This window comes from Bacillota bacterium LX-D (assembly GCA_031628995.1).
Classification (GTDB): Bacteria; Bacillota; DUOV01; order DUOV01; family Zhaonellaceae; genus JAVLUO01.
The window spans coordinates 20,802-34,324 of record JAVLUO010000012.1 but is presented as its reverse complement, the minus strand read 5'-3'; the positions used below and the strand labels follow the sequence as shown (position 1 = coordinate 34,324).

The 13,523-nt window shown below is 35.9% G+C and carries 13 protein-coding genes; 1 reads left to right on the top strand and 12 read right to left on the bottom strand.

Features of this window, described 5'->3' with window-relative positions; translation table 11 throughout:
• Positions 1-4: 4 nt before the first annotated feature.
• The 6 genes from pabB to RDV78_09760 form a co-directional block, all read right to left on the bottom strand.
• The gene (gene pabB, locus RDV78_09785; protein MDS1030743.1) at positions 5-1,372 is read right to left on the bottom strand and encodes an aminodeoxychorismate synthase component I; all 1,368 of its coding nucleotides are present in this window, start codon (positions 1,370-1,372) and stop codon (positions 5-7) included.
• A gap of 12 nt (positions 1,373-1,384) precedes the next feature.
• Entirely contained in the window at positions 1,385-1,963 is a 579-nt protein-coding gene (locus RDV78_09780) for an aminodeoxychorismate/anthranilate synthase component II (protein MDS1030742.1), read from the bottom strand.
• Between the two features lie 125 nt (positions 1,964-2,088).
• Complete coding sequence (locus RDV78_09775) at positions 2,089-2,538, bottom strand: hypothetical protein (protein MDS1030741.1); 450 nt, start codon at positions 2,536-2,538, stop codon at positions 2,089-2,091.
• A gap of 596 nt (positions 2,539-3,134) precedes the next feature.
• The gene (locus tag RDV78_09770) at positions 3,135-3,968 is read right to left on the bottom strand and encodes an MBL fold metallo-hydrolase (protein MDS1030740.1); all 834 of its coding nucleotides are present in this window, start codon (positions 3,966-3,968) and stop codon (positions 3,135-3,137) included.
• Between the two features lie 102 nt (positions 3,969-4,070).
• The gene (locus RDV78_09765; protein MDS1030739.1) at positions 4,071-4,658 is read right to left on the bottom strand and encodes a flavodoxin family protein; all 588 of its coding nucleotides are present in this window, start codon (positions 4,656-4,658) and stop codon (positions 4,071-4,073) included.
• Positions 4,659-4,681: 23 nt separating this feature from the next.
• Positions 4,682-5,275: a flavin reductase gene (locus RDV78_09760; GenBank protein ID MDS1030738.1), complete on the bottom strand. Its 594-nt coding sequence runs from the start codon at positions 5,273-5,275 to the stop codon at positions 4,682-4,684.
• A 254-nt stretch (positions 5,276-5,529) separates the two neighbouring features.
• Between RDV78_09760 and minC the strand changes: the two genes are divergently transcribed.
• On the top strand, positions 5,530-6,219 hold the full coding sequence (minC, locus tag RDV78_09755; protein ID MDS1030737.1) for a septum site-determining protein MinC: 690 nt from the start codon (positions 5,530-5,532) through the stop codon (positions 6,217-6,219).
• 25 nt (positions 6,220-6,244) lie between these two features.
• On the opposite strand, the gene pyk is transcribed toward minC, so the two are convergent.
• The 6 genes from pyk to RDV78_09725 form a co-directional block, all read right to left on the bottom strand.
• A complete protein-coding gene (gene pyk / locus RDV78_09750; GenBank protein ID MDS1030736.1) occupies positions 6,245-7,999 on the bottom strand; it encodes a pyruvate kinase in 1,755 nt (584 codons plus the stop codon).
• A 14-nt stretch (positions 8,000-8,013) separates the two neighbouring features.
• Positions 8,014-8,973 (bottom strand): 6-phosphofructokinase, encoded by a 960-nt coding sequence (gene pfkA / locus RDV78_09745; protein MDS1030735.1) that lies wholly within the window; start codon positions 8,971-8,973, stop codon positions 8,014-8,016.
• A 12-nt stretch (positions 8,974-8,985) separates the two neighbouring features.
• Positions 8,986-9,186 carry a glutamate decarboxylase gene (locus tag RDV78_09740; GenBank protein MDS1030734.1) on the bottom strand — a complete coding sequence of 67 codons (201 nt, stop codon included), beginning with the start codon at positions 9,184-9,186 and terminating at the stop codon, positions 8,986-8,988.
• Between the two features lie 44 nt (positions 9,187-9,230).
• On the bottom strand, positions 9,231-9,455 hold the full coding sequence (mtrB, locus tag RDV78_09735; GenBank protein ID MDS1030733.1) for a trp RNA-binding attenuation protein MtrB: 225 nt from the start codon (positions 9,453-9,455) through the stop codon (positions 9,231-9,233).
• A gap of 51 nt (positions 9,456-9,506) precedes the next feature.
• Positions 9,507-9,998, bottom strand: a complete 492-nt coding sequence (gene coaD / locus RDV78_09730; protein MDS1030732.1) for a pantetheine-phosphate adenylyltransferase — start codon at positions 9,996-9,998, stop codon at positions 9,507-9,509.
• Positions 9,999-10,111: 113 nt separating this feature from the next.
• Entirely contained in the window at positions 10,112-13,507 is a 3,396-nt protein-coding gene (locus RDV78_09725; GenBank protein ID MDS1030731.1) for a DNA polymerase III subunit alpha, read from the bottom strand.
• Positions 13,508-13,523: the final 16 nt, after the last annotated feature.

Below are 13,523 nucleotides of genomic sequence, written 5' to 3'. Positions count from 1 at the left end.
CCAACTATTTTATTAATGCTTCCCTAAGAGCTCTGCCCTTATGTAACGTTTCTTCATACTCAAGTTCTGGATCGGAATCCCAAACAATACCTCCGCCAACTTGATAATAGGCTTTGCCATTTTTGCAAATAATAGTTCTTATCACAATGTTTAAATCTGCATCACCATTAAAGCCGATATAGCCAATTGAACCAGTATAGATATTTCTTTGTGTGGGTTCTAGTTCATCAATAATTTCCATAGCACGTATTTTCGGTGCCCCAGTTATAGAACCACCAGGAAAAGTTGCACGAATACAATCAACTAAATCGCATTCATCTTTTAATTCTGCCACTACGGTTGCTACCAAATGATAAACTGTTGCATATTCTTCTAAATGAAATAATTCCGTTACTTTAACAGTACCTGTTTTCGCAATCTTGCCTAGATCATTTCTTTCTAAATCCACAATCATTAACAGTTCAGCTCTATCTTTTTCGCTGGCCAAAAGTGCTTCTTTATTTCTTATATCTTCTTCCAAACTCTTTCCTCTTGGACAGGTTCCTTTGATTGGTCTGGTTTCTATTACCCTATTTTTAATTTTAATGAATCGCTCTGGAGAACTGCTGACAATTTGTCCATCTCCAAAATCAATGAAGCTGGCAAATGGTGCTGGATTTATTTCATTCAATTTAACATATAATTCAAAGGGACCCTCTTCTAGATCACATTCAAATCGCTGCGTAAAATTAGCCTGATAAATATCTCCGGCTTTGATATAATCCTTTATCTTACAAATGGCAGCAATATATTGTTCTTTGGTCATGTTAGCCTTGAAATCAGGTTGAGTTTTAGTGCTTACGCTAATTCTAACACCTTGGATCTCTGCCTGATGCAGCAAACCAATAATTGTATCTACTACATTCTCTGCTGAATCCTTTATCCCCAAAGAAGCTACAAATACTTTGTTATTAATGTGATCGGTTATAATAACGCCATCATAAAAACCCAGGAAGCAATCAGGTATATTAACATCATCAACTGCATTGCGCGGTAAATTTTCTAAATGATGACATAGGTCATACCCAAAGTAGCCAACTGCTCCACCTATAAAAGGCAAATCAGATTCATAATTTTGCTGATAAAGTCTTAGCAATTCTCGCAAATACCCAAATGGATCGCCCTTTACTTGTGTAATATTACCCTGTCTATTAATTTCAATATTATCATTTTTACTTTTAAAAACTAAAAATGGATCGAAACCAATAAAAGAGTATTGACCTAATTTTTGTTCGTTCATTCCGCTGTGCAAGAAAAAACTATACGGGAAATCTTTAAAAACAGCATACATCTCTAAACTATTTAAAGAAGTTTTTACTTCCTTGATTAACATGTTGTCACCTGCTTATTTGCATTTTTTTGCCTGACTTATGAAGTTATTTAAAAGCTCTAAACCCATCTCCGTTAAAATTGCTTCAGGATGAAATTGCACACCTTCAATTAAATATTGTTTATGCTTAATGCCCATAATTTCTCCATCCACAGTTTCTGCCGTAATAACAAAGCAATCTGGCAATGATCTTCGATCGAGAACCAAGGAATGGTACCTTGTAACTTGTAAGGGGTTCTTCAGCCCCTCGAAGACACCTGAATTTGTATGCCGTATGGGATGAACTTTTCCATGTACAGGTACTTCGGCTTTTATAACCTTACCCCCAAAAACATGTCCTATTGTCTGGTGACCAAGGCATATTCCAAGGATAGGAAATTTCCCTTGGCAATGCTTTACTAAATCTATACAGATGCCAGCCTCATTTGGAGTACATGGGCCTGGAGATAAAACAATCATATCTGGATTGAGACTATCAACCTTTTCCAATGTGATTTCATCGTTTCTATAGACAATAACCTGTTCCTGTAATGATTCCAAATATTGCACCAAATTATATGTAAAAGAATCATAATTATCTATCATTAAAATCAAATCTGCCAACTCCTTATAGCAACAATTGGTCTGAAAATTCAAAAATATTTACAACGTTATTTATTACATCTCCACCAAGTAATTATAATAAAAAACTAACCAATTGGGTAGCTTGAAAAACGGTATTAGACTAATTTATAAATATCCTTATGTTGGGTACAATCCCATAACACTTCTTTTACCTTTAACACTTTGCCATGATTATCAGCAGCAAATACATAAAGCTTCTGAACTTCTGTCAAAGCTTTACAAAATAAGATTTGACTATTTCCCAGATTTCCTTGGATAACAGATTCAAAATAACTAATATTGTTTGGGTAATTAAAGTCAAAACGAATAATTAAATCTTGACCAACTTTTTGTTTATTTTTTCGTAAATACACTGTTGTAAAAATGACATATTCTTCAGGCTCATTATAAAAATCCTGTAACAATTCCTTACTTGCTAGAATTAAAAAAGAAACCATTTTTTTGCCATCTTCAGATATATTTAACGCCGGAGTCATGCTGTTTTTAGGAAATTCCCTCCAACCCGGAAATATGCTTTCCATAATTGCTTGATTGCCCTTAATCAAAGTGCCATCTCCTTTTGCTAGCTTATCTACAATAGTTACTCTTTATAATTCAATAATAATACAGATGTTATTTGAAGTCCAATTTTATTCCCTAATAAAAAATACATGATGAGATGCATAATATCAGCTAAATCGGGCCAAAGTTTTACATAATCAACAGAAAAAATATTACCCAGTGTCCGTTCCAATCTGCTACAATTTAGGGTGCTTAAGAGTTATTACATAAGTAGTAACAAATCTTAATTATATAATTTCCTATAGGTAAATGTTTCATATTAATTATAAATAGGGATTGCAATGGGACTAAGTAAGGGATTTAAAGATATAATTTGCTAATAACCATTTAAAATCTTCCTGTACAGACATTTATAAATAAAAAAATGCCAAAAATAGCATTATGTAGTAACAATATACAAAAATTAATATAACTGTAACATAGTTGTAACAAACTTTGTGTATATTTAACTTGTCGGTTTAAATAAGCTACTTTCAACCTCCATTTAATAAATATTTTAAACATTTTCCCTAAGCAAAAGAACTACTATCCTAGTAGTTCTTTTGCTTTAGTGATAATTCTTAATCTTTCTTTACTTTAACTACTTTTTATCCACAAAACGTCCTTGCTCTGGAACAGCTATTTCCTCAAAATGATTTACTAATAACTCTAAGTGACGATGTAATGACTCGCCTTCCATAGGCTGTCCATGACTTGGAATCACTAAGGCAGGATTTAATTCCTGCAATTTTCGCACCGAGTTTTCTGCTGCTTCCCAGTCTACTGTAAGATATGCTGGAGGTCCACTTATTTCTTCGTTTTGGGTTACGACTGACAGCAAGGATTCTTGTTTCACTGTGCTAAAAACATCACCGGCTAAAAGCACCCGATCTGCTTCCCGGAAAAAGGAAACATGTCCTTCTGTATGACCTGGTGTATGGATATATTTCCAGCCTGGCATACTTGGTATACTGCCATCGCTAGGCAATGCTACAGCACGATGGCCTAAATTAATGCTCGTATGGGGAAAAGTAGGTGAAATTTGAGCTACCATACCACCACCTACTGAAGGATCAGCAAGAGGGTAATCTTTTTTTCCTGTGATATAGGGAATTTCTAGTTCATGAGCATAGACAGGAACATTCCAGAAGTCGGCAAGTTTAAGTACAGAACCAACGTGGTCAAAATGTCCATGGGTAAGCACAATTGCCTGAGGTGGAATATCCTTTCCAAAACGTTTTTTTACGTTTTCCACTATAAAATCTGCTGAATTTTCTAGACCCGTATCTATAAGAGTCCATTCCTTATTTTCCTCTTGAGGGTTACCTACAATACAAGCTGTAACAATAGTAAAGTTCAGCACTAATATATCAGTTGTAACTTCTTGGGTAGAGGAAGTTATGGCAGCTAATCCTTCAACTATTTTATTTCCCATGGAATTACCTCCCTTTAAAATCTTAAAATAAATCACGCTTATTATGCGCAAAAAACAGCTTTTAAACATAAACTTTTTAAAAGCTGTTAGAATTTAACTATATTACATTTGCAAAAAATTATTAATTTCCTTCTTAATCTTATCTGCAAATTTAGGTTCCTTTAAAATATCCCCTTTCGCATCGATTGCCGGGAAAAAGGCTCCTCCTGCATACTTTGCCTCAAGCATTAAACAATAGTTCTGAATAATTTTTTCTGTATAACTAAAAGTATCTGGAAAATTTGTTCCCCCGCACAACAACACAAAAAGCTTTCTTTTAGCTCGAAAAGATTCGTCGGCAATTGTTGGTTGCTTTAAAACAAATTTTTTAGACCAATAGCACTGGGCACGGTCAATAAATGCTTTTGCTAAAGCACCAAAGGAATAGAAAAATATTGGTGCTGAAACAATTATTCTTTCGGCCTCTATTAATTTAGGATAAATCTCCTGCATGTCATCTTTTACATGGCATTTTCCATCTTGATAGCATTGATCGCATTCGATACAAGGGGAAAATTTTAGTTTACGCAAATAAATTGTTTCTACATCAAGATTATTAGCTATCACTTGTTCTTCTGCCCATTTTGCCATCAGATCACTGTTTCCTCCAGGGCGAGGGCTGCAAGCAATTATTAATGTTTTTGCCAACATTTTACCTCCTATTTTGGGAATTGTTATTTAGTTCTACGAAAATACTCATAAGTCATAGGCTCTACATTGTTTAAAAGTTTTCCACTTATTACATCTGCTACGAATAACCAGTGGGTTCCACAATCAACAATTTTATCTTTAATTACTTTACATTCTAAGTAACCTATACAATTTTCTAATAGCGGTGAACCTGTTTTTCCTAAAGTATACTTGATGCCCTTAAATTTATCCAATTCACGACCTGAACGGTATCCAAAACGGCGGACTAAAGAATGCCCATCTTGGCCTAAAATATTTATCGAAAATACACCGCTTGCTAAAATATGCTCAGCAGTTAAATTTACCTTATTTACTCCTAAAGCCATTCGCATAGGATCACTGGTTATTTGAAAAGCAGTATTGCATACTTGGCCATTTACTTTACCATCTTTAGGAGACCCTACAATATACAATCCATAGGAAATTTTGAAAATTGCTTGTTTTGCTTCTTCAGCTTCCTCTTGGCTTAGTGAAGGTGTAGATAACTCTTCAACAATTTCTTCGAAAAGTTCTGCTCCTACGCCACATTCAGGGCATTCAGCAGGAGGTTTATCCCCATAATGAATATAATTACACACAGTACATCTCCACTTTTTCATCATACCATATTCCTTTCATTTTTTTATTTTAGATTCAACTACTTGCATAGTTTTTCCTGCTTAAATAGCGGATATATAATGTATACATGTTAGGTTAACAATAAGTAAGGTAAAATTGGATAATTTTAACCTAAAAATTCCCTTTTAAAAGGAAATATTCAGAAGATATAGCAGGAAACGGTCTAAATTTATCGAATAGTGTTTACTAGGATAATTTTTAGGGAGTGTTGTTCATGGGACAAGACTTAATTAACATTAAGGGCACACGTGATGGTCTAGTTATTCTTGTCAATCCAAGTTATAGTTTTGAAGAAATAAAAATGAAACTTCAAGATAAAATTAGTTCTGCAAAAGGGTTTTTTAGCGGGGCTAAGTTTTCATTATGCAGCCCCGATGCTTATACACCTGATGAAACAAGGCAATTGGCAGAGATTTGTTGTCAAAATGGGTTAATACCTCATTCTAAACCTATTAATCTCTATCGTAGAACAAACAATTCTTCTCCCAATAATGCTTCTTGCACACAATATTCAAATGGCTATCTCAAAGAAGCTTCTTTTCCGGCAGAACAAGATTGTTTACTTGTTCAACATAATGTAAGAAACGGTCAAGTTATAAACTATCAGGGGCATATTACGATTTTAGGAGACGTTAACCCAGGTGCAATAATTATCGCAGAAGGGAATGTCCTAGTAATGGGTACTTTGAAGGGTATTGCTCATGCAGGGTCTAACGGCAATAAAAAAGCGGTAATTGTCGCCCATAACCTTAAACCTACCCAGTTGCGTATTGCAAGCACCATTGCCAGATCACCGGAACGTCAAGAATCTCTAACAAAATCACCCGAAATTGCATATTTAGCAGACGACAAAATAGTAATTAAAAAGTACAATACAAATTTTAATATATGCTTGCATAATTAAAAAGTTGCCAGATAAGGCAACTTTTTTATTGCAAAACTTTTGTAATTCCCTTGTATATTAAACCAGAAGCACTATCAATTGTAATTATTAATCCTTCTTCTAACAAGCGCATGGCACCCTGAGCACCAACAATAACTGGGATACCTAACTCTAAGCCAACAATTGCTGCATGGGATGAAAGTCCGCCAGCTTCCGTTATTACCGCAGCAGCCTTTTCCATTGCAGATACATATTCTTTATCTGTTGACCCAGTTACCAAGACATCACCAATATTTATTTTAGCAATTGCTTCCTTAGCGCTGCGACAAATCTGTACTTTACCACTGGCAATTTTTCTGCCTATACCTTGCCCTTTAACTATAGCTTCACCTACAACATGTACTTTAAGTAAATTCGTTGTTCCAGTAATGCCAGCAGGTATACCCGATGTTACGACTACTAAATCCCCAGTAGCAATATTTTTGCTCTTAACGGCTTCATTTACTGCCGTACTAATCATTTCGTCTGTCCCGTCAGTCTCTGGAACAAGTATAGGAACTACTCCCCAAACTAAGGTCAGCTTACGCATAATAGAAAGATTATGAGTAGCCGCTATGACAGGTACTTCAGGCCGATATTTAGCAACCATGCGGGCTGTGGAACCAGAAGTAGTAGGCGTTATAATAGCTGCTGCCCCCAATTCCCAAGCAATATGGACCGTAGCATGACCAATAGAATCTGTAACAGTTTTTTGCATGTTGGGAGCATATTTTTTATGTATTTTACCATAATCAAGTGCTTCCTCTGTTCTTTCTGCAATTCTTTCCATGGTTTGTACTGCTTCAACAGGATATTTACCATTGGCTGATTCTCCAGAGAGCATTACAGCATCAGTACCGTCTAAAATAGCATTTGCAACATCGTTGGCCTCAGCCCTAGTTGGTCGTGGGTTTCTAATCATGGAATCCAACATCTGAGTTGCAGTTATAACCGGCTTACCAATTAAATTACATTTAGCAATAATGCTTTTTTGTACTAAAGGTACCTCTTCCGCCGGAATTTCTACACCTAAATCCCCCCGGGCAATCATTATGCCATCTGCTACCTGTAAAATTTCATCAATGTTATTAACAGCAGACCTACTTTCTATTTTAGCTATAATTTGCATATCTGAGCCTGCTTCTTCTAAAATACGCCTAATTTCTAAAACATCCCCTGCTGTACGGATAAAAGATGGGGCAATAAAATCAAACTTATGCTTAATCCCAAAATGTATATCTTCCAGGTCTTTATCAGTTACAGCCGGCAAATTCACCTGCACTCCTGGCACATTAACTCCCTTTCGAGCTGACAATTCTCCATCGTTTAAAACCCTGCAACGGATTGAGTCTTTAGTTGTTTCTAGGACACTTAAACCAATGATACCATCGTTGATTAGAATAGTATCTCCAGTTTTTACATCATCGGTTAATCCTAAATAGCTAATGCTTACTATTTGTTCAGTACCTATTACTTCTTTGGTTGTTAAAGTAAACTCCTGTCCTTCACGTAAAAATATTTTTTCCTGGGAAAATTCCCCAATGCGAATCTCGGGTCCCTTTGTATCTAATAAAATACCGACATTTTTTTTAGCTTCTTCAGCAGCCTGCCTAATTGCTCTCACTCTAGCTTCATGCTCTTGATGATTTCCATGAGAAAAATTAAGACGTGCGACATTCATACCAGCGTGTAACATTTTTTTTAAAACCTCAATGCTTTCACTTGCCGGTCCTATTGTACATACGATTTTAGTATGCCGCATTCTATTTCACTCCCTTAAATTGCTAGAATACCAGCTAGTTGATACATTTCTAAATCTATTTCTTTTTTCTGCTTTAATGCCCAACTAATATCATAATTAACTATTTTATTCTGTTCTATACCTATCATTTGGTTAGAGCTGCCTTCTAAGAGCAGTTCCACTGCTTTGGCACCCATACGGCTGGCTAAAATCCGGTCAAATGCCGTAGGTGTACCTCCTCTTTGAATATGGCCTAAAATCGATACTTTTGTAGCTAAACCCGTCCGCTCTTCGATTTCTTCGCTAACCTTAATTGCTCCGCCTACACCTTCCGCAACTAAAATAATGCTGTGCAGCTTGCCCCGGTTCCTGCCGCGAAGCAGTCTTTCACTAACTTCTGTGTAGTTTGGCTCATATTCTGGAATTAAAATTGATTCAGCACCACTAGCTATACCCGCAGCCAAGGCAATTTGACCTGAATTTCTACCCATTACTTCAACAACAAAAATTCGTTCGTGGGAAGTTGCCGTATCGCGAAGCTTATTGATTGCCTCAACCACTGTATTAACAGCTGTATCAAAACCAATTGTATAATCTGTACAGGGAATATCATTATCAATTGTGCCTGGAAGTCCTACTACCTTGACACCTCTCTCATGCAAAGTAGATGCACCCCGAAATGAGCCATCCCCACCTATAACAACCAATGCTTCGATGCCTTTGTGCTCTAACATTTTAACTGCTTGACTACAACCTTCAGAAGTCTTAAACTCTTCAGAACGAGCTGTCAGTAAAATGGTTCCACCTCGCTGAATAATGCTCCCAACTGAACTAATTTTTAAATCTTTAAATTCCCCATAGATTAGTCCCGCATAACCCCTTAATACTCCTACTACCTCCATACCATGATAAATAGCTGCCCTTGTTACAGCGCGGATAGCTGCATTCATCCCTGGTGCATCGCCGCCACTAGTAAGAATTCCAATACGTTTCATAGATTAGCCTCCTCAGCTAGCGAGAACTTGACTTATGATTTCATTTGCTTCTTCTGCTTCAGATTCTGGTACAAGTATTTCAAAAGCTCCTGCATCACCAACTTGTGGAGATCCTACAGCTTTTACGGTTGCTAATAAACCTTCATTAGTTAGAGTATCTTTAAGTTTTTCTGCTATTTGACGATTAGAGGCTATGTAAACTACTGTCCACATAACTTTGTCCCCCTTTAGTAAAGCTCTTAAATTTATAAAGATTTTTAACCTGCGTCAATTTCACCATGCTTGGTGTAAATTTTTGCTTTACCACGAATCTTTATAGCAGAGGTATGCTCAGTAAATTGAGCAATAATTACCTCTCCCTTATCCAATTTTTCCGAATGATGGAATTTTGTATCCTTTCCCCTAGTAAGTCCAATCATTGTTACCCCATTTTCTTCAGCCCTAACAACTATATACTCGCTAGCCCAGTTACGCTCATCCAATCCTTTCACCTCGCGTTGCAAAATATAATACCCAAAAATAAGAGTTTTAATCTATCCTCTATATTTTTTCTTGTACTTTTGTTTTAGCGCCTGCTCAACAAGGTTAGGAACCAATCCTTTGACACAACCACCTAAAGATGCAACCTGTTTAATCATACTTGAACTAATAAATGAATATTCACTTGAGGTTGTTAGAAAAATTGTTTCAACATGTTCATTTAATTTTTTATTCATCATAGATAATTGAAACTCGTATTCAAAATCGGATACAGCTCTTAAACCTCGAACTACTGCACAAGCACCTTTAGTTCTTACATATTTCATTAAAAGACCAGAAAATTTTTCTACCTTAACATTAGGAATATCTTTAACCACCTCTTCCAATAAATATAATCTTTCTTCCGTTGAAAATAAGTTTTTTTTATAATTATCCTCTGCAACAGCAATAATAATTTGGTCAAATATTGCGGCCGATCTTTGTAAAATATCTAAATGTCCATTTGTAACAGGGTCAAATGTCCCTGGGTATATTGCAATACGCAAATAAATCATCCTCTACAGTGTTTAGAATTTCCAATTAAGCTTTAATAAAAATTCAACCCCGCACATAATATTCCTGCCGTTTGTTTAATTATATTTTTATTATAAAAATAAGTTTAGATTATTAACCGGATAGCATCTGAGCCACAGACTTTTTCTAAATTATCCTGCAATTCTAGTGTGGGATTTATCCATAATTCTTTATGTAATTTAAGCTTTCTCTTCTTTCTTGGGAAATAAATACTTACAGGTGTTTCACCAGGGTTTTGCACTAAAATTTGTTTTATTCTTTCTAAAGCTTCAGAGCTTGCCTCTTGAATATAAATCTCCAATGCTTTGTATTTAAAGTCACCCTTAGGTAAAACCATAATTTCCTCAGCAAAAACTTTTATTTCTTCCTCGCTACTATTTAATCTACCTGTTAACATAATGACTTGGTCAGGTACAAGTAAAGACATCATTCTTTGATAATTTTTGGGAAAAACCAACACCTGAACTGTTCCGCCAGTATCCTCCAGTGTAAAATAAGCCATGGTTTCTCCTCGCTTAGTTACGGAGCGTTTTATGTTTGTTATTATACCTGCTAGTTTTACACTAGCGCCTTCATCTAATTCAGCTAGAGATTCAATGGAATGTCGATTCAAACGTGGTAAAATAGCTTTATATTCGTCTAAAGGATGTCCACTTAAATAAAAGCCTAGCATTTCTTTTTCCATAGCTAAAATCTCTCTTTGGGAACATTCAGGTAAATCTGGTTCTGGTATTACTTGTGTCAAACCTATATTACCTAAATCAAAAAGTGAGATTTGACCATTTCTTTGGTCTTCTTGAATCCTTTGCCCATTTTCTATAGCTTGATCCAGCATAGTCAAAAGTCTAGAACGGTATGTACCAAAGGAATTACACGCACCCGCCTTAATTAAACTCTCTAGGACCCTGCGGTTAACTTGTCGCAAATCAACCCTTTGGCAAAAATCATCTAAAGACTTAAAAGTTCCTTTTTTACGAGCCTCTAAAATAGCATTAATAGCACCGTTGCCAACATTTTTGACTGCTGCAAGCCCGAAACGGATTTTCCCCTGGGTGGCAGTAAAGTCAACCAAACTATAGTTAACATCAGGAGGTAAAACCTCTATTCCTATTCTACGGCACTCTTCAATATATAAAGTTATTTTATCAGTATTTCCCATAACGCTGCTAAGTAATGCTGTCATATATTCAACTGTATAGTGAACTTTTAAAAAAGCAGTTTGATACGCCAATAAGGCATATGCGGCACTGTGGGATTTATTAAAGCCGTAACCCGCAAAATAGGCCATTAAATCAAAAATTTCTTCGGCAACATCTTTTTCTATATTATTTTCTAAAGCACCCTTAAGAAAATTCTCTTTTTGAGCAGCAATTATTTCCGGCTTTTTTTTACCCATTGCTCGTCTAAGCAAATCAGCTTGTCCTAAAGTAAAGCCCGCTAATTCACTGGCAATTCTCATTACCTGCTCTTGATACAAAATTACTCCATAGGTATCCTGCAGTATTGCCTCAAGTTTTGGATGCAAATAAGTAACCGGAACTTCTTTATGTTTTCTAGCTATAAAGTCCTCTACCATTCCGCTGCCTAATGGACCCGGACGATACAAAGCAACTAAGGCCACTATATCTTCGAATCTTTCCGGCTTTAAGTTTCTGAGAATATTTCTCATACCTGTACTTTCTAATTGAAATACCCCGCAAGACTCCCCCTTGCTAAGGATTTCATAAGTTAAAGTATCATCCATAGGTAGTTTATGTAAATCAATTTGCTGACTAGTTGTTGATTTTATTAATTCTAAGCTTTTGCCAATAACAGTAAGGGTCCTTAAACCAAGTACGTCCATTTTCAGGAGACCAATTTCCTCTACTGTTTGCATAGGAAATTGAGTTACAATGCCATCGTCGCCAGCTCTTTGGACAGGTAAGTACTTAACTAATTCTTCTTTAGCAATAACCACACCAGCTGCGTGGGTTGAAGCGTGACGCGGCATTCCTTCTAGAGCTTGGGCAGTGTTATAAAGGCGTTGATACCTTTCATCTTGATTTATGAAATCCTTTAAATCAGAATTCAATTCCAAGGCCTTTTCCAAAGATATTCCTAATTCATTAGGAATTAGCTTGGCAATTTTATCAACTTCTGAAAGAGAAATATTCATAACTCTTCCTACATCCCTAATTGAGGCTTTAGCAGCCATTGTACCAAAAGTAATAATTTGGGATACATGGTCGTTGCCATACTTATTAGTTAAATACTCTATAACTTCCCCACGTCTTTCGAAACAAAAATCTGTATCTATATCAGGCATATTTACTCTTTCAGGGTTTAAAAATCTTTCAAACAATAAATCATACTTCAGGGGATCAATGTCAGTAATACCTAAAATATAAGCTACTAGACTTCCAGCTGCCGAACCACGTCCTGGTCCTACATAAATTCCTTTATTTTTGGCAAAATGTATCATGTCCCAGACGATTAAAAAATAACCTGAAAATCCCATTTGCTTAATAATACCCAGCTCATAGTCTAATCTATTTTTAATTTTTTCTGTTAGCTGCCCATATCTTAAACGCACACCTTCAGCGCATAATTGCTCTAAATATGTATCTACTGTAAAGCCTTCTGGTACTGAATAGTTAGGTAAAATATGATGTCCAAAGGAAAGCTCAACTTGACATCGTTCGCTAATTTCAACTGTATTAGTTATTGCCTCAGGAATATGGGCAAAAAGGCGAGACATTTCTTCTGAGCTTTTTAGATAAAACTCCTGGGTTGGAAAACGCATCCGATCTGCATCTAACATTGTTTTTCCTGTTTGAATACAAAGAAGCACATCATGTATTTCTGCCTGTTCCTTATCAACATAATGTAAATCGTTTGTTGCAACTAATGGTATTTTTAAATCCTTACTCAAAGTAATCAAATATTGGTTTACTTCTTTTTGTTCCCTAATACCATGATCCTGTACTTCCAGATAAAAATTCTCTTTGCCAAATATATCTTGATAAAGTAATGCTTTTTGTCCAGCTTCTTCAAATTGCCTGTTTAAAATCAATCGAGGTATTTCTCCAGCCAAACATGCACTTAAAGCGATCAATCCTTGATTATATTCTGCTAATACTTCTTTATCTACCCTAGGCTTATAATAAAATCCTTCAATTGAAGCCAAAGATACAAGTTTTAAAAGATTTTGGTAACCAATTAAATCCTTGGCCAGTAGAACTAAATGGTAGGGGCTGTCGTCTATTCTAGGCCTTTTGTCCAGACGACTGTTAGGTGCCACGTAAACTTCACAGCCTAAAATAGGTTTAATGTTATTTTTAAGACAGGATTTATAAAAATCGGCCACACCATACATTACACCATGATCTGTTATAGCTAAGGCATTCATACCCAGTTCACTTGCTCTTGATGTAAGTCGTTCAATCCGTGCCGCACCATCTAAAAGGCTGTATTCTGTATGACAATGCAGGTGCACAAACATTTATTATTCACCTTCA